This is a genomic window from Thalassotalea sp. LPB0316 (genome assembly GCF_014898095.1).
GTDB lineage: Bacteria > Pseudomonadota > Gammaproteobacteria > Enterobacterales > Alteromonadaceae > Thalassotalea_G.
In genome coordinates this window covers 573,354-599,030 of record NZ_CP062946.1, presented here as the reverse complement: position 1 = coordinate 599,030, position 25,677 = coordinate 573,354, and the positions used below count along the sequence as shown (strand labels likewise).

The 25,677-nt window shown below is 43.9% G+C and carries 25 protein-coding genes; 6 read left to right on the top strand and 19 right to left on the bottom strand.

The genetic code is table 11. From position 1 onward, the window contains the following. Positions 1 to 94: 94 nt before the first annotated feature. The 6 genes from LP316_RS02685 to LP316_RS02660 all read right to left on the bottom strand — a co-directional run bounded on the left by LP316_RS02685 (position 95) and on the right by LP316_RS02660 (position 7,705). Positions 95 to 2,578, bottom strand: coding sequence for an ABC transporter permease (locus LP316_RS02685; RefSeq protein WP_193022551.1), 2,484 nt, complete (start codon positions 2,576 to 2,578; stop codon positions 95 to 97). Positions 2,579 to 2,588: 10 nt separating this feature from the next. Continuing rightward, on the bottom strand, positions 2,589 to 3,272 hold the full coding sequence (locus LP316_RS02680) for an ABC transporter ATP-binding protein (RefSeq protein ID WP_193022550.1): 684 nt from the start codon (positions 3,270 to 3,272) through the stop codon (positions 2,589 to 2,591). Between the two features lie 43 nt (positions 3,273 to 3,315). Beyond that, a complete protein-coding gene (locus LP316_RS02675; RefSeq protein WP_193022549.1) occupies positions 3,316 to 4,644 on the bottom strand; it encodes an efflux RND transporter periplasmic adaptor subunit in 1,329 nt (442 codons plus the stop codon). A gap of 197 nt (positions 4,645 to 4,841) precedes the next feature. Then, positions 4,842 to 6,548, bottom strand: a complete 1,707-nt coding sequence (locus LP316_RS02670) for a GMC family oxidoreductase (RefSeq protein ID WP_193022548.1) — start codon at positions 6,546 to 6,548, stop codon at positions 4,842 to 4,844. Further along, entirely contained in the window at positions 6,545 to 7,180 is a 636-nt protein-coding gene (locus LP316_RS02665; protein ID WP_193022547.1) for a gluconate 2-dehydrogenase subunit 3 family protein, read from the bottom strand. The genes LP316_RS02670 and LP316_RS02665 overlap by 4 nt, the downstream gene beginning before the upstream one ends. A gap of 9 nt (positions 7,181 to 7,189) precedes the next feature. Further along, positions 7,190 to 7,705: a thioredoxin family protein gene (locus LP316_RS02660; protein WP_193022546.1), complete on the bottom strand. Its 516-nt coding sequence runs from the start codon at positions 7,703 to 7,705 to the stop codon at positions 7,190 to 7,192. A gap of 232 nt (positions 7,706 to 7,937) precedes the next feature. Between LP316_RS02660 and rph the strand changes: the two genes are divergently transcribed. After that, complete coding sequence (rph, locus tag LP316_RS02655) at positions 7,938 to 8,651, top strand: ribonuclease PH (RefSeq protein ID WP_193022545.1); 714 nt, start codon at positions 7,938 to 7,940, stop codon at positions 8,649 to 8,651. A 13-nt stretch (positions 8,652 to 8,664) separates the two neighbouring features. Next, the gene (gene pyrE / locus LP316_RS02650; RefSeq protein WP_193022544.1) at positions 8,665 to 9,306 is read left to right on the top strand and encodes an orotate phosphoribosyltransferase; all 642 of its coding nucleotides are present in this window, start codon (positions 8,665 to 8,667) and stop codon (positions 9,304 to 9,306) included. A 118-nt stretch (positions 9,307 to 9,424) separates the two neighbouring features. On the opposite strand, the gene LP316_RS02645 is transcribed toward pyrE, so the two are convergent. The 3 genes from LP316_RS02645 to bioH all read right to left on the bottom strand — a co-directional run bounded on the left by LP316_RS02645 (position 9,425) and on the right by bioH (position 11,635). Further along, complete coding sequence (locus LP316_RS02645; protein WP_193022543.1) at positions 9,425 to 10,393, bottom strand: putative metalloprotease CJM1_0395 family protein; 969 nt, start codon at positions 10,391 to 10,393, stop codon at positions 9,425 to 9,427. Positions 10,394 to 10,461: 68 nt separating this feature from the next. Then, positions 10,462 to 10,755 carry a flagellar basal body rod C-terminal domain-containing protein gene (locus LP316_RS02640; RefSeq protein WP_193022542.1) on the bottom strand — a complete coding sequence of 98 codons (294 nt, stop codon included), beginning with the start codon at positions 10,753 to 10,755 and terminating at the stop codon, positions 10,462 to 10,464. A gap of 106 nt (positions 10,756 to 10,861) precedes the next feature. Then, complete coding sequence (gene bioH, locus LP316_RS02635; RefSeq protein ID WP_193022541.1) at positions 10,862 to 11,635, bottom strand: pimeloyl-ACP methyl ester esterase BioH; 774 nt, start codon at positions 11,633 to 11,635, stop codon at positions 10,862 to 10,864. Between the two features lie 69 nt (positions 11,636 to 11,704). On the opposite strand from bioH, the gene LP316_RS02630 reads away from it, so the two are divergent. Next, complete coding sequence (locus LP316_RS02630) at positions 11,705 to 12,427, top strand: ComF family protein (protein WP_193022540.1); 723 nt, start codon at positions 11,705 to 11,707, stop codon at positions 12,425 to 12,427. An 11-nt stretch (positions 12,428 to 12,438) separates the two neighbouring features. On the opposite strand, the gene LP316_RS02625 is transcribed toward LP316_RS02630, so the two are convergent. Continuing rightward, positions 12,439 to 15,000 (bottom strand): M14 family zinc carboxypeptidase, encoded by a 2,562-nt coding sequence (locus LP316_RS02625; protein WP_193022539.1) that lies wholly within the window; start codon positions 14,998 to 15,000, stop codon positions 12,439 to 12,441. Between the two features lie 222 nt (positions 15,001 to 15,222). On the opposite strand from LP316_RS02625, the gene nfuA reads away from it, so the two are divergent. After that, positions 15,223 to 15,801, top strand: a complete 579-nt coding sequence (gene nfuA, locus LP316_RS02620) for a Fe-S biogenesis protein NfuA (RefSeq protein ID WP_193022538.1) — start codon at positions 15,223 to 15,225, stop codon at positions 15,799 to 15,801. A 54-nt stretch (positions 15,802 to 15,855) separates the two neighbouring features. Here the strand turns inward: nfuA and LP316_RS02615 are convergent, their stop codons facing one another. Further along, positions 15,856 to 17,187: an MATE family efflux transporter gene (locus LP316_RS02615; RefSeq protein ID WP_226960787.1), complete on the bottom strand. Its 1,332-nt coding sequence runs from the start codon at positions 17,185 to 17,187 to the stop codon at positions 15,856 to 15,858. A 39-nt stretch (positions 17,188 to 17,226) separates the two neighbouring features. Here LP316_RS02615 and LP316_RS02610 point away from each other — a divergent pair, with 39 nt between their 5' ends. Continuing rightward, on the top strand, positions 17,227 to 18,309 hold the full coding sequence (locus LP316_RS02610) for a polysaccharide deacetylase family protein (protein WP_226960786.1): 1,083 nt from the start codon (positions 17,227 to 17,229) through the stop codon (positions 18,307 to 18,309). Positions 18,310 to 18,355: 46 nt separating this feature from the next. Here LP316_RS02610 and LP316_RS02605 read toward each other — a convergent pair whose 3' ends face one another. From LP316_RS02605 to LP316_RS02585, 5 genes are read right to left on the bottom strand one after another with little or no spacing between them, the layout of a single operon-like run. Next, positions 18,356 to 18,982 (bottom strand): SCO family protein, encoded by a 627-nt coding sequence (locus LP316_RS02605; RefSeq protein WP_193022537.1) that lies wholly within the window; start codon positions 18,980 to 18,982, stop codon positions 18,356 to 18,358. Between the two features lie 17 nt (positions 18,983 to 18,999). Continuing rightward, the gene (cyoE, locus tag LP316_RS02600) at positions 19,000 to 19,914 is read right to left on the bottom strand and encodes a heme o synthase (RefSeq protein ID WP_226960785.1); all 915 of its coding nucleotides are present in this window, start codon (positions 19,912 to 19,914) and stop codon (positions 19,000 to 19,002) included. Between the two features lie 9 nt (positions 19,915 to 19,923). Next, the gene (locus LP316_RS02595; protein ID WP_193022536.1) at positions 19,924 to 20,916 is read right to left on the bottom strand and encodes a COX15/CtaA family protein; all 993 of its coding nucleotides are present in this window, start codon (positions 20,914 to 20,916) and stop codon (positions 19,924 to 19,926) included. Position 20,917: 1 nt separating this feature from the next. Next, a complete protein-coding gene (locus LP316_RS02590; protein ID WP_193022535.1) occupies positions 20,918 to 21,481 on the bottom strand; it encodes a hypothetical protein in 564 nt (187 codons plus the stop codon). Positions 21,482 to 21,485: 4 nt separating this feature from the next. Continuing rightward, positions 21,486 to 22,211, bottom strand: coding sequence for an SURF1 family protein (locus tag LP316_RS02585; protein WP_193022534.1), 726 nt, complete (start codon positions 22,209 to 22,211; stop codon positions 21,486 to 21,488). Between the two features lie 53 nt (positions 22,212 to 22,264). Between LP316_RS02585 and LP316_RS02580 the strand changes: the two genes are divergently transcribed. After that, a complete protein-coding gene (locus tag LP316_RS02580; RefSeq protein WP_193022533.1) occupies positions 22,265 to 22,480 on the top strand; it encodes a DUF2909 domain-containing protein in 216 nt (71 codons plus the stop codon). Positions 22,481 to 22,537: 57 nt separating this feature from the next. On the opposite strand, the gene LP316_RS02575 is transcribed toward LP316_RS02580, so the two are convergent. From LP316_RS02575 to ctaD, 3 genes are all read right to left on the bottom strand, one after another. Next, positions 22,538 to 23,422: a cytochrome c oxidase subunit 3 gene (locus LP316_RS02575; protein WP_193022532.1), complete on the bottom strand. Its 885-nt coding sequence runs from the start codon at positions 23,420 to 23,422 to the stop codon at positions 22,538 to 22,540. 24 nt (positions 23,423 to 23,446) lie between these two features. After that, the gene (locus LP316_RS02570) at positions 23,447 to 23,989 is read right to left on the bottom strand and encodes a cytochrome c oxidase assembly protein (RefSeq protein ID WP_193022531.1); all 543 of its coding nucleotides are present in this window, start codon (positions 23,987 to 23,989) and stop codon (positions 23,447 to 23,449) included. A gap of 87 nt (positions 23,990 to 24,076) precedes the next feature. Further along, complete coding sequence (gene ctaD, locus LP316_RS02565) at positions 24,077 to 25,675, bottom strand: cytochrome c oxidase subunit I (RefSeq protein WP_193022530.1); 1,599 nt, start codon at positions 25,673 to 25,675, stop codon at positions 24,077 to 24,079. Positions 25,676 to 25,677: the final 2 nt, after the last annotated feature.

Here is a 25,677-nt window from a genome sequence, read left to right as displayed (position 1 = left end):
GTGGAATTTGACATGGTAGTAAAGGGTAGTTCAAGCAAAAAGCGCGGTATGAGCCGCGCTTTTTGTTGGGTTAGAGATCACACTAACTACAGCCTTATTCATACCTGAGTGCGAGAATAGGATTAGATCTGGCCACTGAAAACGAGTTGCCGGCAACCGTTACCCAAGCAATCAACAACGCTCCAATTGCCGCAGCCAACGACAATATTAGGATAAGACTGCTGTCTACGCGGTAAACAAACGACTGTAACCAGTTATTCATTAGATAAAACGACACTGGCCAGGCTATTAGGTTAGCTAGGATAACTGGCTTACTAAATTGCCAGACCAGCAGACTAATAATGTTACTAACTGATGCGCCCATCACTTTGCGAATACCTATTTCTTTGGTGCGGCGCTCAGCAGTAAAGCTTGCTAGGCCATATAAGCCAAGACAGGCAATTAAAATTGCTAACCCTGAGAATCCAGCAAACATGCTCGCCTGCCCTTGTTCTGCCAGATATTGCTCAGCAACATCATCAGCAACAAAAGCGTAAGAAAATGGTACGGTGGCAACTTCACTCTCCCATAATGATTCAACCTGCTTAACGACCGCATCAGCGTCTCCCTGATAACGTATGGTTAAGGCTGCGCCCCATTCTGTATTCAGGTTATAAATTTCCGGACGAATCGAAGATTTCAGACTCTCAAAGTGTACGTCGCCAACCACGCCAATGATTTCCATTTCCGCTTCGAGTTCTTCCTCTGGATTACCGCGTCCCATAAAGATTGACTGTCCCAAAGCTTCCTGAGGTGAAGCAAAACCCAGTCGTCTTACCGCTGATTCGTTAACGATAATTGACGACTTTCTGTTATTGCCCTCACGCAATTCATCAGCTGTAAGTGCTGTGTCATTGCGATCACGCTGATAAGTGCGTCCGGCAATCAGTTGTATTTGATAGGTTTTAAAGAAGTTGTAACCCACTCCGCGCTGGCCTATCAACATCGAATCTTTGGCCGCCATACCTTCGGTGCGCACCATGGTATTATTCTCATTACCACTGGCAGGTGTTTCATTTGACCAAGTCACATCAACTACACCCGGCATCTTAGTGATTTCCTTAACCAGCATTTCACGTTTTTCATTGGCTGCATCACGGCCTAAACGATGAACGACCAACAAGTTATCTTTGGTAAAGCCGGCATCCATACTGTCGGCATACTTCATCTGGCTATAGACCACACTGGTTGAAATAAATAAGCCGATAGATACCGCGAACTGCAATACTACTAGTGCATAACGCAGGCTCATTGAAGCGCCAGACTCAGCCGATTTATTGGCTTTAAGCACGGTCGCCGGTCTGAAGTTTGACAATACAAAAGCTGGATACAAACCGCCCAGTACGCCAACACTTAACGAAAGTATTAATAACGCCAGCAAATCGGTTGAGAGATAATCAACCGCTAGGGTTTTACCGAGCATTTCGTTATAAACAGGTAAAGCGAGCTCAATAAAAACAACGGCAATAACCAGCGAGATCAGCGTAATGAGTACTGATTCACCTAAAAACTGCACCACTAAATTGCTCCGTGATGCCCCCATTACCTTGCGCAGTGATACTTCTTTTGCGCGCTGACTGGCACGTGCGGTTGATAGGTTCATAAAGTTAATGGCGGCAACGATCAAGATCAGCATAGCGATAGTGCTGAAGGTGTATACTGTGGTTTTGCTACCTGTAGGGCGATACTCTCCCATACCACTTGCATTTAAATGTAGCTCGGTTAACGGCATGGCAGAGAGTGCGATAAAGTCGGTTTTCTTTGCTGACTCGTCACCTATTGGTAACGTAGGAAAATTGCGTTCAGTAAAGTCATCTAACTGGCTATTAATAAACGCTAGGTCGTCAGATTGATAGGTTTTAAAGTAAGTCTGCGTGTTGACTGAAAACCAAGCTTCCAAGCGCCACGGTTGATCTTGCCAGTCTGCCTCGTCAATCAGCATTAATCCAGTCACTTCAAGCTGTGTGTTATCGGGTAAATCGGCAATCACTGCAGTGATCTTAAAATCGCGTTTGAACTCGCCAAAATCCATGGTCAGTGTTTGCCCTACCGGATTTTGATCGCCAAAGTACTTTTCACTTAATGTCTCATTCAGTATCAACGAATGCGGATTCGAGAGTGCGCTTTCTGCATTGCCGTGTATAAAGTCAAAGTTGAAGATGTTTAGAATATCGGCATCAGCCATTGAAATTTGTTCAATAAAGCTTTGCTCTTGATGCGTGATCAACGGGCTGACCAAACCAAGGCGCGCTGCGTATTCAACCTGCTCAAAGTCTTTTTTCAGAGCATGCACAAAAGGGCCAGGTGTTGCTACCGAAGCAATAGGGTCTCGACCGGGCACGCTAAAGGTTACATGGGCGCGAGCAATGCGATCTGAATCTTGCCAGAACTTGTCATAACTGAGTTCAGAACGAACAAACAAACTGATCAGGCAAACTGCGGTAATACCAATCGCCAGACCAAAGATATTAATGGCAGAAAATAACTTGTTCTTAAACAAGTTACGCCAGCCGGAAGTTAAGTAATTCGTTAATAACATAACCGCTCTCCTACGATGCCGCGCGCAACTGTTCAGTTTGAACCTGACCATCAAGCAGGTTAATGGTGCGAGAAGCATAACGCGCGTGCTCTGGTGAGTGAGTTACCATGATCACCGTGGTGCCCTCTTTATTGAGTGCCTGAAGCATTTCCATCACTTCAATGCCGTGCTGGGTATCTAGGTTACCTGTTGGCTCATCCGCTAAAATCACCCGTTGATTTCCTACCACAGCGCGCGCGACCGCGACCCGCTGCTGCTGACCACCGGATAGCTGACTGGGCATGTGGTTAGCACGGTGAGCAATGCCAACCTTTTCCATCACTTGCTGTACTCGTGCCTTGCGCTCTTGCGCGGGGATGCCGTGATAAAGCAGGGCCAGCTCAATATTTTCACTGACCGACAATTCATCGATTAAGTTAAAGCTCTGGAAAATAAACCCGATATTGCGCTTGCGCAGGTCAGCTAGGCGTGCTTCGCCATAGCCGGCAATATTTTCATCGTCAAACAGGTACTGCCCTTCTGAGGGGCTGTCGAGCATTCCCAGAGTATTCAACAAGGTTGACTTACCGCAGCCCGAAGGTCCCATAATGGCAACAAACTCACCCGCCGCAATATCAATTGAAACATCATTAAGCGCAACTGTTTCAACGTCTTCAGTGCGGTAGTATTTGTGGATATTTTTTAGATTTATCATAGTCTTTCTCTGCTACTCTCGTTATCTTTCTTAGTTTTCTGCTTTAGTTATTGGTTAAAATCAGGGTGTCCATGCTTTTAAAGCTCGAATAAGGTGAAGTGATAATTTTTTCATTCGCCTCAAGCCCTTCAATCACCTCAATGTACTGGTTGTTTTTTCTGCCCAATTTGACACTGCGCTTAACCGCTGTTTTACCGTCAGGGCTGACCACGAAGATCCAGTTACCGCCGGTATCCTGATAAAAGGCACCGTTGGGGATCAGTAACACTTCCGCGCTATCACCGAGCGTTAGTTTGGCTTGTAGTGTTTGTCCCCGGCGGATATTGTCAGGTTGATCACCATCAAAAGTTAGATCGACCTGAAACTGGCCATTCTTAACGTCCGGATAAATCTTGTTAATAGCGACCATAAAGGTTTCTGAGCTCTTACTGACACTGGCTTTCTGACCAAGCTGAATACGTTCGAGGTAGTACTCATCAATGCTGGCTTCGAGTTTGAAGTTATCAGGATCGTCAATTTGACCAATGCGCTCACCGCGATTAATTGACTGTCCTACTTCAACATCAAAGCCAGACAGCTTGCCTGCTACTGGCGCGCGCATATTGAGGTTATTCATGTTATCGCGGGCAAAGGCCAGACTAGCTTCTAAACGCTCATTAGTTTCTTTTAAGAACGCTAGTTGTTGCTCCTGCATGCGAGCATCGGTTTGCTGACTTTCTAGCGTCAACTCGCGCATTTGCTTGTTGTATTCAAGCTCGTCTTCGGTTTCCTGTATCTGACTTTCAGAAATACTGCCATTGGCACGGATCACACGTTCACGATCAAGTTGGCGGGTCAATTGTTTGATTTCGTGGTTGTATTCGATTAGGTTGCGTTTGTGGCTTAAGCGGTTTTGCTCTAACGATAACTCAATAGTACGCATATTGTTTAGCTGCTCGGTTACCGCCGCTTCATTGCGCATTACATCCAGTTGAAGTTGAGTATTAGAAAGTCTGACAATCGGCTGGCCCTTGGTAACAACACTGCCATCCTCTACCAGCACCTGCTCAACACGGCCACCTTCAATGGCGTCTAAATAAACGGTTTTTAGTGGTGCCACTCGCGTTCTGATCGGAATAAAATCATCAAAGACACCAGCTTTAACCGTGGAAATATTAAGACGTTGGTTATCTAGTGACAGGGTTTTTCCGGTGTCGTTACCCAAATAGTGGTAACCAGCGCCGACTGCTACAGTGGTGATCAAAAGCCCGATAATGATTTTTTTATAAGGTGTGGTAGTTTTTGCGATCTTACGATCCATTGTCTGGCCGGAATTCGGCGTCAGCTTGACCGCGGTCGGTTTTGTTGGTTGCTCTTTTAATACCTGACTCATGTTAGGTCCGTTGTTTGAGAATGTTAACGAACCTTCAGCAGAGCTTGTGCCAGATTTTACCTTGTTGTTTTTTAAGGGGTTTTATTGGTTTGGAATTTGAGTTAGGTAAATTAACCACCCTTGATTAGCCAATAAAACCATTAAGTGGTGATTTTGGTAATTGTTTATTAGGCGAGCCTCGGTCATATATTGTTGTATCAATCAATGTTCTTAGCGATAGTTTGCCACTGCTCTTTGATATGCTCAGCCACCCGAAAGGCGTTGGCATATATAGTGTAGGTATAAGGTACGCTGCCTCCGGTTGGCATAAATGAGCCATCGGTGACATAAAGATTTTCAACTTCATGCGCTTGGCAGTATTTGTTTAATACTGAGGTTTTGGGATCATTACCAAATCGACAACCGCCGGCAATTAAATTGGTTGGTGGATATGAGCTAACCGATGAGCTAACATTTTTCGCGCCCATGGCTTTTAATACCGTTTCGGCTTTTTCAGCGATATATTCACCTACCTTTAAATCGTGCTCGTGAAAACCAATTCGCACTTTAGCAACCGCATCTCCCCATTTATCGGTTACGTCAGGGTCTAGCTCAACGAAACAGTTGTCGGTTGGTAGCCAGTCGTTAAATACTTCAAAACGCAAGGTTTTATAGGTAGTAAACTCTTGTTTTAGATTGGCTTTTAATTGTTCGCCCCAAACGAGATTGTCGTTGTTGTCGTATTGCGAACCACGAGCACGAGCGATTGGGTTTTGGTAGAACAGAAAGTCTATCGTGCCGCCTTTTGCGCGTTTGCCAAAGGCTTTGTCGTCTATTTCGTACCAGTCTTGTAGGGCGCGATTAATAAAAGGGCCAACCGCTTTTAGTTGCGCTACTTGTTCACTTGTGAGCTCATCAAAGAAAAAATCGCCTCGGCCAGTACCGCCTGCGCTAAATACGAGGTTTTTACCCACTTGGCCGTGATTATTAGCAAGGCCATTGGGAAACTTTTTACCTGTAGAGGCGAGCAACAGCCTTGAGGTTTCAATTGCTTGGCAAGCAACAACGTAAATTTTGGCTTTAACCTCTACGCTGCGGTGTTTTTTATCGTAATACCACACTCCGGTAATGTCGCCGTTATCATCGGTGGCAATTTTATAAACTTTTGCGTGCGGGGTAATGGTGCAATTTCCGCTTGCTACGGCGTGATTTAGTAGTGCAGCTCTGCCACTGCCTTTAGCGCCAGATGAACAACCATAGCTACTGCAATAGCCAGAATATTCACAGCTTTGTCTACCCATAGCTGGTTGAGATAATACCGCACGGGCTACGGGTAAGCTGTGATAATTTAGCTCGCTTGCGGTTTTGTCTATCCAGCTCGCAACTGGATGTTCAGCGATGGGTGGATATGGGTAGTCGGCTTCACTGCGCGGCTCTTTATATGGATGTTCAACGACTTTACCTGACACCCCAACGAGGTGATCAACTTTCGTATAAAACGGCTCTAGCTCGTCATACGAGATGGGCCAATCGGCCACATTAGCTCCGTCAATTTCGCCAAACTCAGATTTTAAGCGAAAATCAATCGGCTTGAGGCGGTGGAAGTAGCCGCTCATAAAATTTGATGAACCGCCAACAACCGTGCCATTCCAAAAACTCCAACCCGAATCACTGGTTGCTTGTTTTTGCCAGAATGATTCACCATTGGCATCTTCGTATTCTTCTTCAATAACGTGCTGCTCTTCGGTGAGTTTTGGGTTGTAAGCATCGCGCAGGCTAATGGCTATTTCGTCTTTGTAGAAGTCGTCTTCGGTCAGCCAAGGGCCCTTTTCTAACACAATAACTTTCGCACCGGCTTTTGAGAGCTCATAGGCAATAGGAGATGCGCCAGCGCCGCTGCCAATAATACAGATATCAAAACTCATGACTTGGTAGATTCCTCTTTGGTGACCTGACTCACAGATATACGGTGGCTGCCGGGGAGTTCGAAATAGCGTTTGCCTTTTGGCGGTAGTGGAAAGCCGGCTTTGTGCTCGAGCCATTGCCAACCAATACCATTGGGGTTACCGCCGTAGCTTGGCGCGGAAAGTGATGCTTCGTATATATAGTTGATCAGGGTATTGATCCAGTTGTAGCCAGCTTCGGAGTTACTAATCGCCCGTAACATAGTTTCTTTAGTGTCGTTGTCGAGCTGCGCAAAATCTTGTTGGGTTTGGCTTTGGCTATAGCCATTTAACCAGCCTACGCCATTTTGAATGAAGGTTTTTTCGGCATCATCGATAGGTTGGGTTTTGATCAACAAATAGAGGTATTGGGTGATTTGTAATTCTTTTGCGCCTGGGCCTGAATTGGAGCTTGGCAGTAAATGATTAACCACTGCATCTAAGGTTAACCAAGGCTCTTGGGCTAAATTAACCGATGTCTTGCCACCCGAAAACGCGATACTTGGCATTGCAACGATTGCGCTAGCACCAGCGGCTGATTTTAAAATGCTTCGGCGTGATACTTTGGTTTTGTACCAACTTGGTGTTTGGTAATTTTTATCAAAAAACGACACCTGCTCCTCCTAATGACCCGCTTGAATGGCGATTGCTTTGGCGCCCGTTGGTTGCCAGTTTTCAATAAAAGTTAGCCACTGAGTACGAGAATACTCTTCGTCATCTAAAAACTCCGCAGTATCTTTCGACAACAGCATTTTACCGGTAGCTGTCGTGACATACATATGCGGGTAGCCTTCCACAGGTGGTAGGCCTTTCATAAATTCTGCGTTTTCATTGGTGTCGCTAACATTAACTTTGAGTAAAACAAAGTTGTTGTGAAGTTGGGCGTAAATATCTGGGTTATCTTTTAAGAATTTATCCATTTTGTGACACCAACCACACCATTCTCCGCCTATTTTGATCAAGATATTGCGGTTGGTTTCTTTGGCAAGATTTATTGCATGGATCGCATCTTTAAAGGGATCGCGAGTGTCGTCAAATTGTTTACTGTACTGTGGTAACGTGTGCTGAAGGGAAGAGGCTAACACTTGAGTACTGGTGACAAGTGCTAAGGCAAGTAGCACACTAACAACAAATTTCATAATACTGATATTCCATTTTTACATTCTGTTTTAACAGACCTAGCCAAGTCAGACATTCTTTCAGTTAATTATCAGTATATGTTATCAATTGGTCGATGTCGCTATCGTTGAGGCTTACAGATCTTAGCTTGGTTTATGGCTAAGCGTGAAAATTGATTTCATCTGGCTGTGTTATATTTATTCACATACCTTTATAATTACGCCAATTTTAGTTTTATAGGAATGTCATAACATGCGTCCAAGTGGCAGAACTCCAGGGCAGATTCGCCCAGTTACCATTACTCGTAATTTTACCGCACACGCTGAAGGTTCAATCTTAATTGAATTTGGTGAGACCAAAGTCATTTGTACAGCAACCGTTGAAGAAGGTGTACCGCGCTTTTTGAAAGGTCAGGGCAAAGGCTGGGTGACGGCAGAATATGGTATGTTGCCACGCTCTACTCATACGCGTATGCGCCGTGAAGCCGCTTCGGGTAAACAAGGTGGCCGCACGATGGAAATTCAGCGTTTAATTGCTCGCTCGTTACGTGCAGCAGTAGATTTAGCTGCCTTGGGTGAAAATACTATTACGATTGATTGTGATGTCATTCAAGCTGATGGTGGCACGCGCACGGCTTCTATTACGGGTGCTTGTGTTGCATTAGTTGAAGCACTTAATTATATGCGCGCAAAAGAAATCATCAAAACCAACCCATTAAAGCACATGATTGCTGCGGTTTCTGTTGGTGTTTACCAAGGCGTACCAATTGCTGATCTAGAATATCTTGAAGATGCGGCTGCTGAAACTGATATGAACGTTGTCATGACAGATACAGGCAAGTTAATTGAAGTACAAGGCACAGCAGAAGAAGAGCCATTTAGCTTTGATGAGATGAATGAAATGATGCAACTTGCTAAGCATGGCATTAATGAATTATTTGACGCCCAAAAATCGGCTCTAAATTAAGAAAGGAACTAACATGAAAGCGTATCAAAAAGAGTTTATTGAATTTGCACTGTCAAAGCAGGTGTTGCGTTTTGGTCAGTTCACCTTGAAATCTGGCCGCACAAGTCCTTACTTTTTTAATGCTGGTTTATTTAATACCGGTGGCGATTTAGCGCGTTTAGGTCGCTTTTACGCATCAGCCTTAGCTGATGCCGACATTGAGTTTGATTTATTATTTGGTCCAGCATACAAAGGTATTCCGATCGCAACAACAACAGCGGTAGCATTGGCCGATCACCATAATATGGATATGCCATACTGCTTTAACCGCAAAGAAGCGAAAACCCACGGTGAAGGTGGCAACCTAGTAGGTAGTGCGCTTGAAGGCAAGGTGATGTTGGTTGATGATGTGATCACCGCAGGTACCGCGATTCGCGAATCAATGGAAATTATTCAAGCCAATGGCGCTGAGTTATCAGGCGTGTTAATTGCCTTAGATCGCCAAGAGAAAGGCAAAGGTGAGTTATCTGCAATCCAAGAAGTTGAGCGTGACTTTGGCACGAAAGTGATTTCGATTGTCACCCTTGCTGATCTCATTAGCTACCTTGAAGATAAACCAGAAATGGCTGAGCACTTAGCGAACATTAAGCAATATCGCCAAGATTACGGCATTTAATTCGTTTGGTGTCATGCCAATTGAAGCAATAATGTCTAGATAGCAAACAAGGGAGAGTAATTAGTTTACTCTCCCTTTTTTGTGCTTGTTCTTTATCGTTTGTTCTTTGTTTTCGGTTTTATGCCGTCAACTCAAACTGTGAGCGTGGTGGCCTATCATAAGCATTGCCAATATTGCTGTAGAAGCTATTGATAACATTGGCTCGCTGACTAAATAGGCTGTCTTGGCTTGGCGCAATGGTTTCCTGAGAAGCAAGTGTTTCATTGATAAACTGATCAAAATCTTTACTTTGCTGGCGCGAACTCTCGGCAAATAATTCGTCGCTTTCTATCGAGCCTTGCTTGTCTAAATCAACTTTATTTGGCCCAATCGACGACGATTTTGCTTCGCTCATCCCGGTTTTTTCAGCGCGTAATTCTGCTTGAGCTTCAACGATAGCTTTATTTGCCTTTTGAGCTACTCGTCGATCTTGCGCAGATGGCTCTGCCGGTGCCAATGCCGCGCTGTAAACCTTGCGCATTTTAACGATTGTCGCTTGCGGATCATTGGGTATTTTAGAAAGATCGACTGACACTTCGCCATCAACAATGTAGCGTTTACCGTCTGGGCCAGTTTGATAAGTGTAACTTGGCGCACCAGTGTAAGAGCCGCCCACTGCGTCATGCGCTTGCTCGTGAAGCCTTACTTCGGTATCTCGAGCTTTCATTTGCTCAATGACTTTTTGCTCTACAACTTGCTCTTGGCTTGGTTGTGCCGATTCTTTGTTGCCGCTATCTTCCGACGAAGGATCTTGGTTTTGCTGTTGTTGTGGGTTTTGCTCGCTGTTTTGCTCTTGCTGACCGTTAATCGTGGCTTTGGCTTGGGCCGCATTTTTTTCTAATTGGGCAAAATCAACTTGCTCATTGAGCTGGCCTGGCGTTCTCGCCCGCTCTTTATCGCCGGCGGGTTTTTGTTCGGCAAGTGATGGCTTTACTGCCACAGGTTGGGTGATAACTTCGCGTTGAACATTTTCACGGCGCAAGCTATCCGTCTGCGGATTAACCACAGTGGCGAGTGGAAGCTGTGTTGCTTGCGGTGTAATGTTCATCTTGCTACGTAAACCCTAACTAAAAATTTTGCTGAAAACCTTTAATTATCTGTTATCCAAAAAACTGATTAAACGCGCACGTCGAGCAGTGTGCCTAAGGTGTCATCAGCTGTTTGAATAGCTTGTGCAGAGGCTTGAGCTTGCAGTTCCGCTACGCGTAAATTAACCACTTCTTCAGTTAAATTCACTGGCTCATTGGTTGTTGTTGGTTGCGGTGCTGGCGTTTGCTCAGTTTCCAGTGTTTGCTGAGCTTGATCATTGCGCGCTGTTTCACGTGCAATGTTACTCGCCGCTTCTGTCGCCGCTTCGGTAGCGTTGTTATAACCAGCAACGCCAGCATTAAACGCAGATTGAATTTCCATAACAGCCTCCACACTATATGAGATAATTCATTCGTTTAATTATTGACCAAAATGCGGCTGAAGTCCAGTATTTATTAGGCTTTGGTGGAGTTCGATTAACATCTTTTTAATTGTCTAGCCACGCTTTTAAAATATCAATAAATTCAACCTGATGGGAAATGAAAGGGGCATGTGAAGCTTTTTCTACAACAACGCTTTTGCTGTTTGGCGCTAGTTGATCAATGAGTTCGACGGCTTTATTTGGTACTAACGAGTCAAGCTTGCCGTAAATCCGCAAAAACGGTTGCTGAATATTGGCTAACTGATCGCGTAAGTCGACTTGTTCAAGAATATTTAAGCCGCTATCTAACACCAACTTTGATGGTTGCGGCTTTTGTTCAACGAGCTGCTGAATGAGCCGAATATCTTCTCTTACATGCGGGCTACCCATGGCTTGTAGTTTTAAAAAGCCAGACAGTGTTTTACTGATATTGGCGTCAAGTTGTTGATGAAAGCTCGCTAGCACATTGGCTTTTATGCCTGGCCAAGCGTCTTTGACAACAAAACAAGGGCTTGATGCGATGTGGATGAGTTTACTGACTTTTTCACTGTGGTTTAGTGCAATCTTTGTCGCAACTAAGCCGCCTAACGACCAGCCTGCGAGTATCGAGTTGTCAGGTATTTGGTTAGCGACCATCTCTGCAACGCTTTCGAGAACATAGGGGATTGGGCTAGTGTTGATGCTGTCGCCAAAGCCGGGCAAATCAAGACAAACGACCTGAAAATAAGGGCTGAGTTGCTGGCTTAATGGCTCAAAAATAGCTGAGTTAACACCCCAGCCGTGCAACAGGACTAGCGTTTTTTTGGTTATCGGGGTGGAATTACTGTTATTTTCAGCCATGATTAATTGTATTGTACCAATTGAAATAGTTATTTTACGTGAGCGCTATTTGTTATGGAAAGGAATTCTATGACTAATTTGTCATTTGTGGTCTCACAAATTGCCGATAAGGCGATGCGTTTATCGGTGTGTTCAACGCTCGGGCATTGTTATTTGTGTCAGTTGCCGTGCTATATAAATCAAGCGATTTGTGCCACTTGCCTCGCCGACTTTAACCGTTGGCCAGTCACCAATTTATTAGCTTATCCAGCTATTTCAAATGCGGTTGAGCAGACCGAGATCGATCAGCTTCATTGTCTGGCACCCTATCAAAAGCCGCTTAGCCGCTGGCTTAACCAATTAAAATATCAGCGTCATTTGATGCTCGCTCGATTGCTCGCGCAGCTCAGCGAAAGCCATCTCGAGCAATTACTACGCGCTTTATCAAGCGAGCAACTTCCTATTTTAACCATAGTGCCGATACATTCATCGCGTTGGGGGCAGCGTGGGTTTAATCAGTGTCATGAAATTATTAAGCGTATTAAGCATAAAGACCTGTGCGATTACCGGCCAGATTTATTCCATCAAACGAAAGCGCAGTCACAACAAAAAACCTTATCTGGTAAAGAACGTCGGCGAAGAAGGCGCTATTTTCAATTAAATGCCAAATACAGTGTTAGGGGCAAAGACCTTGTGATATTTGATGATGTCTTAACCACGGGAAGTACCGTCGATGCGTTGGCAAAATTACTAAAAGCGGCTGGCGCGAACAGTGTTTCGGTGTTTACGCTAGCGCTTAGTATCAAGCGCTAGCGCTTTGAGTTTTAGTCTTGTGCTTGGCGTGGTGCCTGAGCTGAAAAGGCTTTTGAGAAAAACAAACTATTGGCGAGTAACTTGGCACTTCCCAGCCAATAGCCCCTAAACGTTAAGTTATCAGTAAAGCCAATGACCCGACCTTTGCCGTAATTGTGTGCGATGATCGCTGAATTGTTTGCGATTTGATTAACTAAGTTGCGATCGCTATAACCACTCATTAATGGTTTATCGCTGTAGGTAGCAACACTAATAAATGGCGTTTGTGGCTGCCTCATGATCAGGGTTGAGTTTTTAAATAACGGTAAGGTTTTTTGCTGATAACCAAAGGTTAGCGGATGACTGAGATCCAATTCGCTTTGATAAATCGCCCCTGCGATTCGTTTGCGAGCCCCTAGTGCTTCTTTATCGCCATAACCGAGTGAGCTCGTGTCGAATAAGTCGTCTAACGTTGCTTTACTGACAAAATCAGCGCGTAACCAAGACTGCTGAGCTAGCCACTGTGCACCTGCTTTTTGGCCGATCATCACGCCGCCGTTTTCTAGCCACAGGGCGAGGTTATTTATCGCGACTTCTGATAAATCTCGGTAGCGACCATTAACGAGCATAATATGGCTGTAGCGAGTTAAATCGATGCTTGCAAGACGTTGTTTCTCCACCACACTCACTGGGATTTGCATTAAATTATCAAGGTAATAAAGGACTTCACCGGCTTCGTATTGCGAAACACCTTTACCGCCAACCAATAAGACATTAATCGGGCTAATAATCTGCATATTGCGGCTACCTAAATCAATGCCTTTAACCGTTAAGCCGGTATCAAGTGCTGATATTTCAATACCATTTTTAGCGCTCAAGGCCGAGAGTGTTTGCTCCCAGTTATCAGCGGTTTGGATACCTGCCGGGATAACGATAGTGCCGGCGTTGAAATCGACGACATTGCCTTGGCTCGTTACGCTGAAGTCTTGTGTTGATACGCGGACTTTAATGTCTTTTTTCAACAACTGATTAAGCAGTTTAGGCGCTAACGAGTGTGACCAATCAAACGCATAGGCATATGCACCTGAGGTAAATGGCGCAGTTGTTTGAGTGTTTATTTGGTAATTTTGTTTCGCTAAACCAAGGCCAGAGGTTTTAGTAATGGCCTCAAAAGTGATATTCATCGCTAATGGTATCGTCCAGCCAGATACATCATAAAAAGTATTGTCTCTAAAATCTGTCTGCTGATTAAACATAGCTTCAATCATTCGATACTGAGCTTGTGCTAACGGGACATAAAAACTTTGCTTAGCTTTAAATAATTTGCCGTTGATGGTTTGATCTCGACTCGTTTGGTAGACTTTGACTTGGTGCGCTTGTAATTTTTCAATAAAGCTGTGTAAGCGGTAATCATCGTTATTTACGCTAAATAAATAGCCTTTGAAATCTTGATTACTTGCGAGTTTAAAACCGTCTAGGTAGAACTGTTTGCGATGAGCTTTGAGTTTATCTTTGTTTTGCCATGCGCCTTCGATGGTTGAGAAAGAGGTTGTCACTTGATTAGCAATGGTTTGATCAAAGGTTAATAAGCCATTGATCGTTTCTTGAGCGAAGCCTCGAGAGCTCGCTTGTTCAAATAAAATACCGACACTTGCGTTGATATCTGGATAGGTTGAGCCTTTGCCATAGTAAAAGTCATCAAACGACTCTTGGCTGAAATAAAGCTGTTTAGTTTGATCAAGCGCACTGGCGTGATAATTAGCTAATTCGTTAGTGAGCGTAATGTTACTTTCAGGCGTCAGCGGATGCGTGCGTGACGGGATACCTGGTTGAAAGAAGTATGTGCTGTTCGCGCCCATTTCATGGAAATCACCGAGTACGTGTGGCGCGTATTTGTGAAATTGTTTGATGCGGTTTTTTGACTCGATTTGCGAGAGTAGTAACCAATCTCGGTTTAAATCAAACCAAAAGTGATTAGTGCGGCCGGTTGGCCAATTTTGGTGATGTTCAATGTGGTTTGGATCACTGTTAAAACTTGCACCTCTAAAGGTATCAACCCAATTGACGAAACGGTCCATGCCGTCGGGGTTAATCGATGGTTCAATCACAATAATGGCTTCATCAAGTAACTGTTTAACAGCGTTATCTTGGCTTGCAGCAAGGTGATAGGCGACAACCAAAGCCGCATTGGTTCCCGAGATTTCATCGCCGTGCACACTGTAACCTAACCAGATTACCAAGGGCTCATCTTTGGGCTTTTGCTTATTAGGCAATTGACGATTAGCAATAATTTCATCTAATCGCGCGAGATTTTTCGGGCTAGATATTGTTAATAAGAGTTGCGGGCGTTGCTGAAACGTACGGCCAAATTCTTCAATAAGTACGCGATCACTTTGCTGAGCAAGCGTTTGCATGTAGTTGACCACTTGGAAATGACGAACGTGGCGTTCACCGACTTCAAAACCCAAAACCTGTTCAGGTTTTGCAATGGCAATATCGTGTTGACTGTTCTTTGGTAAAAACTGTTCAACAGGTAAAGCAAAAACACTAGTACTGAATAAAGCAAACAGCATTAGTATACGTGATAACGACATGATATTTCTCCTAAATGTGCGTAAGCCAAGATACCAAACAATTGTGCTTTAAACCAGTTAGCGAGCTGTTAACTCAAGTTGTCGGTTAATTTATTCGTATTTGTTATTTTCAACCACTAGTTATTGTCTGCAATGCAGAGTAAAATACTATACCTGAGTAAATTGCTCGGGTACTATGCTCGGGCAATACTGTCGGGTAGTTTAAACGAGAGATGAGTTTTTATGATCACTATTTCTGAAGCGGCACAAGCACACTTTGCAAAGCTTTTATCTTCACAAGCTGAAGGTACCAATATTCGTGTATTTGTTGTTAATCCTGGTACTGCAAGCGCTGAATGTGGCGTCTCTTATTGCCCTGTTGATGCGGTTGAGCCTGAAGATTTAGAACTTAAATTTGATGGTTTTTCTGCATTTGTTGACGCCGATAGCAAACCATTTTTAGAAGACGCGGAAATTGACTTCACCACAGATCAAATGGGTTCGCAATTAACATTAAAAGCACCGAATGCGAAACTGCGCAAAGTAGCTGATGATGCACCATTATTCGACCGAGTAAACTACTTTCTTCAGGCAGAAGTTAACCCTCAACTTGCTGGCCACGGCGGTGAATGTACGTTAATGGAAATTACCGAAGATGGTTACGCGGTATTGCAATTTGGTGGTGGCTGTAATGGTTGTAGCCAAATCGATGTAACGGTGAAAGACGGCATTGAAAAACAGTTAATCGAATTGATGGGCGATGAAATTAAAGGCGTTCGCGATATGACTGAGCACCAACGTGGTGAGCACTCATACTACTAAACCCTTGTGTTACAAAATAGGGGTCAGAGTCAATTGACTCTGACCCCTATTTTATTACTCTGAACTCAAGCTTTTATTGTGAAAATGCCAAGCTAAAGACAGCCCTCTAGCGATCATAAAGATTGAAAAAGCTCCCCAAATAGCGTGATTACCCAGCGATTGTAAAAGGTACCAGGCAGGAAAAAAGCAGCCAAAGGTTGAGAAAATCATACTATTTCGCATCACATCCGCTTGCATTAAACCAACATAAATTCCGTCGTATAAATAACACCAACAGGCGAGTATCGGCAGTATGACTATCCAAGGAAGGTAAGTACTCGCCAACGCCCTAACTGACTCTATATCACTGATCAATGCGATAAATTGCTCGCCTAAAAAGGCGAAAAACAGGCTATAACCGAGTGCGAAAATAAAGGTCCAAAGTAAAGACGTATCAACAACCCGTTTGAGTTGTTGGTTGTCATTAGCGCCATGGGCTTTGCCGACCATCGCTTCCGCGCCATTGGCGATACCATCAAGGCCGAAAGATATCAGCAGGACAAAGTTCATTAAAATCGCATTACTTGCAACAACCTCATCACCTAAGCGAGCGCCTTGAAAAGTAATAAAAACAAAACACACCTCAAGGCATAGTGTTCTTATTAAAATGTCGCGGTTGAGGGCAAAATATTGCTTGAGTTTATCCGCTTTAAAAATACTCGAGAACATTGCGCTAATATCTATTGTTATCGCAACCTTACGGTGAATATAGTGAGCGATATATGCTAATCCGGTGATAAAGCCGAGGTATTCGGCAATTAATGTTGCACAAGCAACACCCTGTAAACCCCAGTTAAAGCCTAAAACAAATAAGAGATCGAGGACTAAATTACATAGATTAGTGATGATCAACAGCCACATTACCGGCCGAGCTTGTTGTTGCCCCAGCAACCAACCCAAAATCACTAAACTGCCGAGTGAAGCAGGTAAGCCCCAAATCCTAATTTCGGCATATTCTCGGCCATAGTGCTGTATTTCGGCAGAGCCTCCGGCTAAAAAGAAAGCGATATCGAAATACAGTGATTGCGCCAAAATAAATACGATGGCAATTGTGAGTGAAACCAATAAACCGCGTAATAAAACCTGTAGGCTTTGTGCTACATCTTGTTTACCTAATGTTTGTGCGGATAATCCTGTTGAAGACATGCGCAAAAATCCACATAACCAAGTAATAAAGGTTATAATCATTGCGCCCACGGCGCTGGCACCTAAATAATAGGCGTGTGGTAAGTGACCAATGACTGCGGTGTCAACTAAGCCGAGTAACGGCACCGTGATATTCGAAATGATCATGGGGAAGGCGAGCGCAAACAATGGCTTGTGGACCATTTGTGAAATTGGTGTCACGTAAATACTCAACAGATAAATAGAAGTAAGGTAAATATTATGCAACGGTTAGGGGTAGTTCATAAATCGTTTTATGCTTTTTTGCTGATGTTTTTTAGCTTGATCGCGACGATGGTCAACCAAGCACAAGCTGCGGTTATTTTGCAGTATCACCATGTCAGTACACAAACGCCTAAGATAACCAGTATTGCACCGGAGCAATTTTCCAAACATTTAGCTTTGCTACAGGAAAAGCAGTATCAAGTTGTTTCATTACCCGATTTGATGACTAAAGTTGCCGCAGGGCAAAATGTTGTTAATCACGTCGCCATTACCTTTGATGATGGTTACAACAACCTACTTGAGCATGCTATTCCTGAGTTGGAAAAATATGGCTTTGCCTACACAATTTTTATCAACCCACAGGTTGTCGATCAAAAAAGCGCGAGCTCGCTCACTTGGGCTGAATTAAAAGCATTGACCAAGCGCGGTGCAACTATTGCTAATCATGGCTTAACACACGACTCTTTAGCGCGTATTCCCACTGGCACCTCAATTGCTGAATGGGTCAAACAAAAAGGCGATGAAATACTTGCTGCCCAAGCTAAAATCGCTCAGGAAACGGGGCAAGATTATCGATTGTTTGCATACCCTTACGGTGAGTATACGCCAGAGTGGCAAGCGTGGTTAAAAGACAATGACTTTATTGCTTTTTCACAACAGTCTGGTGCGGTAGGCGACTTTACTGATTTAACGATTGTACCGCGTTTTCCCGTGTCACAACCTTACGACAAAATTGCTAATTTATCGGATAAACTCAATACTTTAGCCTTTGACCTAACACCGCTTGCCACCAGTAAAAGCACAGTGGTTAGTTATGGCTCAGTCAAAGAGTTGGTGATGCAAGTTAATAATCTTGACTTTCATCCTAAGCTTTTAGCTTGTTATGTTTCAGGTTTAGGTAAACAAGAGGTTACTTGGCTGGATGAGACAACGTTTAAAGTGAGCTTTACTCAAGATTTAAAGCCTGGGCGTCAGCGTTGTAACTGCACAGCACCTAGCATAAGTATGCCAAGCCGTTATTATTGGTATTCAAAACCTTGGTTTGTTTTACAACAAGACGGCCAATGGTTCCCACTGTAGCAGCCAATTTGGGGTCAGAGTAAAATGACTCTGACCCCAGTAGTTTTTAATGTAGGCGAACGATTTTACTAAAGTCAGCTAGCAGGTCATCCCCTTTAACAATCGGGAGTTTACCTAATTCGTGATCGGGTTTAAAAATCGCCGCTATCTTACCTGCCGGATTGATCAGAACTACTGAGGCACTGTGATCAACCAAGTAATTCTGCTCCGTGGTATCGTCATGGACTGAGTACATTAAGCCCAAATTTCTCGAGAATGGGAATAACACGTCATGGCCGGCCGTTAAGCCAAAAAATTCATCGTTAAAGTAGGGAATATATTGCGATAGACGCGCTTGGGTATCGCGATTTGGATCAACACTGACCATTAATACTTGCGTGTTATTTGCTACGGCCTTTAAATCGTCGTAAACAAAGTTGAGCTCTTGCAAGGTTGTCGGACATATATCTGGGCACGAGGTATAGCCGAAGAATACCCACGTCCAGTGATTTTCTAATTGGCTGTTAGTAAATGCTTGGCCATTGTGATCGGTAAATTCAAACGCTTTGACTTCGCGAGGGTTTTCGTAATACAAGCTGTGCTCAGGTTGAGCAAGCATGGTTTTTTGATACAGAAAAACGCCTGCGCACGCCGCAATAACAGCAATAATCAGCGGCAATACCACTTTGTTCATAGCGTAATATCCTCGAATTAACTCACCGGTAATAAATAATGATCAACAAGTAACACGATAAAGAGCAGCATTAAATGGATAATAGAAAATTTGAAAGTATCCATTGCTGTGTTTTCATCGGCGTTGAATTTTAACTTCCAAGCGTACGCAAAGAAAATCAAATTCAGCACAATCGAGCCGATTAAATACAACCAGTTACTCATGCCCACCAAATAAGGCATTAACCCGACGACAAAGAGTAAGACGGTATAAAGTAATATTTGGGTTTTGGTGAAAGTAACGCCATGAGTGACAGGGAGCATGGGAATGTTCACTTTGGCGTAATCGTCTTTGCGATGGATCGCCAGTGCCCAAAAGTGTGGTGGCGTCCAAGTGAAAATTAATAACACTAATAACAAGGCATTAGGGTGAATTTCATTGGTCATTGCCGTCCAACCTAAGAGGGGAGGAATAGCACCCGCTAAACCACCAATCGTAATGTTTTGTGGCGTTGCCCGTTTTAAGTACATGGTGTAAATAAAACCGTAGCCAACTAAGCCAGATAGCGTTAACCAAGCGGTTAACGGGTTAACTAAGGCGTACAACATCGCAAAGCCTAAGATAGCGATGCCACTGGCAAAAGCAATAGCATTGGCTTGGCTAATTTTTCCTTCAGGTAAGGGGCGTTTGTGAGTGCGCGCCATAATGGCGTCAATGCGCTCATCGACAATATGGTTAATAGCGGCGGCCGCAGATGATAACAAACCAATACCCAACATCGCAGGAATAAGCACTTGCCACGGGATAACGCCCGGTGTTGATAGGCACATGCCAACCAGCGCGGTAAGCACTAAAAGCGCGACAACACGCGGTTTAGTTAATTCATAGTAATCTCGCCACGTGGCTTTAGCTGTAACACTTAACGGCATATGAATACTGGTAGATTTTGGCATGAATGCTCCTTAAATTTTCCGTTTTAGCGTATAGGTGAGCTTGATCAGCACCATCATCAAGCAGGCGGCGATAATATTATGGCTAACGGCAATCGCTAGCGGCAGTGATAACACGATATTACTCACGCCTAAGCCAACTTGAACGAACAAAACCAGGGTGAGTATCGCGGTGGTTTGCTTAACTAGTTGGCTTTGTGATCGGGTAAATATTTTTAGTGCTAACCACAATAAATACACGGCAGTAATAATTGCGCCAATGCGATGCATAGCGTGAATAGTGACCCGTTCGTAATGATCTAAGTGGCCATATTCATAGGTATCGCGCTTAGGTGGAATGGGGTCGAATGAGTTTTCAAAGGTTAAATTTTCTACCCAAGGCTGTTGGCAAATCGGTAGCTCAGTGCACACCAAGGCAGCATAATTTGATGATGTCCAACCACCAAGGGCGATTTGCAAGGTTAAAATAATGACGCCAATACCGGCAAATTTCGCGTATTTTTTTACGGCAAAATCACCTTCTGGAATGCGATAATTCGACAGCCTTAAGTACAGTAAAAACAATAAACACAAGGTGGTAAAGCCACCTAATAAATGCCCCATGACAACAATCGGCATGAGTTTCATGGTGACGGTCCACATCCCGAGTGCGGCTTGAAAAATGACTAAGGCCAAGATAGACATGGGTAAAAACAGCGGTGTGCCCAAATGCCTTTTGCGATATGAAAGAACAGCGATAGCTAAAACAAATAAGCCTAATGCGCCGGCAAAATAGCGGTGGATCATTTCATTCCAAGCCTTTTGTACTTCGACTGGGCGCTCGGGAAACGCCTGCTCTGCTTTGGCTATTTGTTCGGCAGTGCGTGGTACATCAATTTGGCCATAACAACCCGGCCAATCAGGACAACCTAATCCCGCATGTGTCAGGCGAGTATAGGCTCCAAGGGTAACAACGACAATGGCTAAGATAATCGAAATTAAAACTAGGGTACGTAAACTTTTCATCTTAACCAATCCTTGAATACTTCAATAATTTTTTAAAATCTGCGACAACGGCTTTACCAAATGCTGGAATGGCATCTGAATTTTCTGGGATAACGTGGCTCACAACAATATTGCCCAACGGATCAACAATATAGATATGGTTTTGTTGTAATCGCTGCTTGGTGGTATCGGCGAGTTTGATAAATTGCCAATCTTGTTGGCGGATATTGGTGAGCGAATTTGGCGTGATCACTTGCTGGAATAGACCAACAGGCGTGACACGTGGCATTTCTTTGCCAAGCGCGATATAGGTATTATTAACGCCGCTGAGTACTTGATCGCATTTGTCTTGGCAGTTATCCGGCATAACATAGAGCATTAACCATTGTTTTTCTGCGACACTCGGCAGGTTAATACCGGTATTTTCAAGGGTGAGCTCGCCTTCAACGAGTTGACCCTGATTGGTGACACCGTAATTAAACCACTGTTGCTCAAGCGCGAGTTTGGCTAAAACAATCGGTAAGATAAACGCAAATAATAAAAGAATAAAACTACGTCGATTTTTTTTAGTTTCAGGATTATTCATACTGCTACGCCTTGTTGTTTTTATATTTTCTGGCGGCAAAACCCATCAGGGCTAACCATGCAATCGCTAACGAAAACCACTGAAACGCATAACCGCGATGTTTTTCTGGTGGCATAACGATAGGTTGCCAATTTTTTTCATATCCTATGTCTTCATTTTTATCTAAGTAAAAGACAAAGGGCAATAGCTGTTTATTAATTAAACGAGAAATTTTTTCCAACTCGATTTGTTGAATCAAAACAGTGCCATTATTCTCTTTTAATTCTAGTGACTTAAGCGTTATACCCGGCTCAACTATGCGCAATGCGCCACTGAGCGAATATTCGCCACTTATGGCTTGGACACTTGGCATCACTTGGCGGCTGCGATCACCTGCAAGCCAGCCTAAGTTAACTAAAATATGTTGCTGATCAACCTCAAAAACCTGCAGTGCTCGGTAGCCAAATTGGCCATTGCTGACTTGATTGTCGAGTAAAAATATTGGGTCGTCAGTAAAGCTCCCTCGCTCGTTGACTAACAAATCGTTGGCTATCTCAGGGGTTTTACTGAAAACCTGTAGGGCGCTAGCGAGTGAAATACCGCCTTGTTGTTGCCAAATAGCCATTTGTTCGATACGCGCCTCTTTTTCGTGTGCGCGGTTGAGTTGCCACAAACCCAACTTGATTAATGCTGAAAAAACTAGCAAGGTAAACAGTGTTAACACCAGGTGTTGATAGGAAAATTTTCCCATACTAAACAACCGCAACTCGTGCGAGATACAACAAAAAAGGTGGAAAAAAACGCATGCTGTTACTCTTTAAAATACTACTTGTAGCTGCTCTATTTTTTATGGCTTATAACCTGTTTAGAGCGCTGTTGATTATGAATCGAAATGATCCAAATCAGCCATCAATGTCTAAATTTATTGGCCGACGAGTGGCGACTTCCGCCGCTATTGTTATTTTACTTTTAGTGTTAATTGCGACGGGTGTTATTACGCCAAACCCTCGTCCATTTTAAAAATTTAACGACAAAAAAAGGTGACGAGACTTACCCTCGTCACCTTTTTTATTTACCTTAAATTACGTAAACAAAAACGAATAAAAATACCCAGACTACGTCAACAAAGTGCCAGTACCAGCTCGCGGCTTTAAAGGCAAAATGGTTTTCAGGGGTAAAGTGACCTTTGTAAATACGCACCATCATGACAATGAGCATAATCGTACCTAAGGTTACGTGCATCCCGTGAAAGCCTGTTAACATAAAGAAAGTATTACCGTAAATACCGCTGTCTAAATAGAGCTTCATTTCGTCAGAATAGGCGTGTTGATATTCCATGACTTGTAGGAATAAGAACACAACACCTAGAATAACGGTTGCCCACATCCACATTTTTAACTGTGAACGCTTGTTTTGCTCTAACGCGACATGGGCAAAATGGGCGGTAACCGATGAGGTTAATAGTAAAATGGTGTTAATTAATGGCAAGCCATACCAGCCCATTGCTGTTGTGGTAGTGCCATCAGGTGTTTTTATCAGTGGCCACGTCGCTTGAAACTCAGGCCAGAGTACTTGCCAGGTCATTTCATTATTGGGCTCACCGCCTAACCAAGGCACTGAAAACATGCGGGCGTAAAATAACGCGCCAAAAAATGCCGCAAAGAACATCACTTCTGAAAAAATAAACCAACTCATCCCTTGTTTGAATGAATTGTCCATTTGATGTGAATACTTGCCCGACATCGATTCGCTGATCACATTACTAAACCAACCCCAGACCATGTAAATAACCATGGCGATACCGGCAAGTAATACGTAACCACCCCAGCTTGCTTCGCCCGTTTTAAGCACAGAAACATATTTTCCTGCGCCAATGGCTATTAAAAATAGTGCTACAGCACCGATTATCGGCCAGTGGCTCTGTGCCGGCACGTAATAGCTTTCATATTCTTTTGAACTCATTGCTATTCTCCTTTAACGCATCGGTTATGAATCTGCTTTCGCGGTGATGTCGTAGAGGGTATACGACAACGTTAGCTCGCTTACGTCATCAGGCAGCTCAGGATCAACGTAGAACTGCAGTGCCATTTCGACTTCTTCTTGTGCTTTTAACGGCTGATGATTAAAACAAAAGCATTCTATTTTTTGGAAATAAACTGCTGCTATACCTGGCGACACAGACGGCACTGCTTGGCCGATAATGTCGCGAACAGATTCATTTTTTGCGTAAAATTTTACTAATTTCATTTCGCCTGGATGAACGGAAATTTCATTGGTCATGGGCTTAAATTGCCACGGGATACCTTGCGCGGTGCGACTGATAAACTGCACTTTTACGGTGCGAGAAGTATCAACGCCATCGACGAGTGCCGTTGCCGCCTCATTGCTGGTCTTTCCGTTTAATCCGGTCACTTCACAAAACACGTCATACAAAGGCACTAAAGCAAAACCGAAACCGAACATGGCAAACACGACTAAGACGAGTTTTTTCACGGTTTTTTGAATGTTTTGCTCTGTTGTTTGTGTCATAACATGCTCCTTAATACCTTTTTTCTTAACTTGATGGTGACGTTGGCTTTACTCGCAACCAACGCCACTGAGCTCACTTAGGCTCATCTAGTCAATTTTCGGTGGTTTCTCAAAGGTGTGGTATGGCGCAGGGCTTGGCACTGTCCACTCTAATCCTTCGGCACCATCCCAAGGTTTAGCTGGTGCTTTTTCACCACCTTTAATGCACTTGATCACCACCCATAGGAATATCAATTGCGATAAACCAAAGGCAAAACCACCGATACTTACCCACTTGTTGAAGTCGGCAAATTGCAGCGCGTAATCAGGGATCCGGCGAGGCATACCCGCTAATCCTAAGAAGTGCATTGGGAAGAACAGGACGTTCACTGAGATCAGTGAGCACCAAAAATGTGCCTTGGCTAAGGTTTCGTCGAACATGAATCCCGTCCATTTTGGCAACCAGTAATAAGCACCTGCGTAAATTGAGAACAGGGCGCCAGTTACTAACACATAATGGAAGTGAGCGACCACAAAGTAGGTATCGTGATATTGGAAATCAACGGGTGTTAACGCCAACATCAAGCCTGAGAAACCGCCGATAGTGAATAAGATCACAAAGGCAATTGAGAATAACATCGGCACTTCAAAGCTAATGGCACCGCGCCACATGGTAGCTACCCAGTTAAAGACCTTAACACCAGTTGGCACGGCGATTAACATGGTGCAGTACATGAAGAACAACTCGCCAAACAATGGCATCCCGGTCGTGAACATATGGTGCGCCCAAACGATAAATGACAAGAACGCGATTGACGCAGTTGCATATACCATTGAGCTGTAACCAAATAGCTTCTTACGAGAAAACGCTGGAATGGTTGTTGAGACAATACCAAAGGCAGGCAAAATCATGATGTAAACTTCAGGGTGACCAAAGAACCAGAAAATATGCTGGAATAGCACCGGATCACCACCGCCTGCAGCGTCAAAGAAGCTAGTGCCAAAATAGGTATCAGTTAATACCATAGTCACGGTACCCGCCAATACCGGCATAACAGCGATCAATAAGTATGCGGTGATGAAAAATGTCCAAACAAATAATGGCATTTTCATGTAGGTCATACCCGGTGCACGCATGTTCATAATAGTGACAACGATATTAATCGCGCCCATAATCGATGAGATACCCATAATATGGACGGCAAACACGAAGAACGCGGTACTACCATTACTGTAGGTGGTGGATAGTGGCGCATAGAAGGTCCAACCGAAGTTAGGGGCGCCGCCTTCCATAAAGAAAGATGCCAATAAAATGCTAAACGCAAATGGCAGTATCCAAAAACTCCAGTTGTTCAAGCGTGGCAGTGCCATATCTGGCGCACCAACCATCATCGGGATCATCCAGTTAGCCAAGCCTGTGAAGGCGGGCATAATGGCACCGAATACCATGATCAAGCCATGAACGGTCGTCATTTGGTTGAAAAAGTCAGGGTCGACAATTTGTAAACCCGGTTGGAACAGCTCGGCGCGAATGACCATCGCCATCGCTCCGCCTGTTAAAAACATAATAAACGAGAACCATAGGTACATTGACCCGATGTCTTTGTGGTTCGTGGTAAATAACCAACGCTTTAAGCCCGTCATTTTGTGGTCGTGATGTTCGCCGTCGTGATTGTCGTGCGAATCATGAATTGCTTCTGTTGTCATTA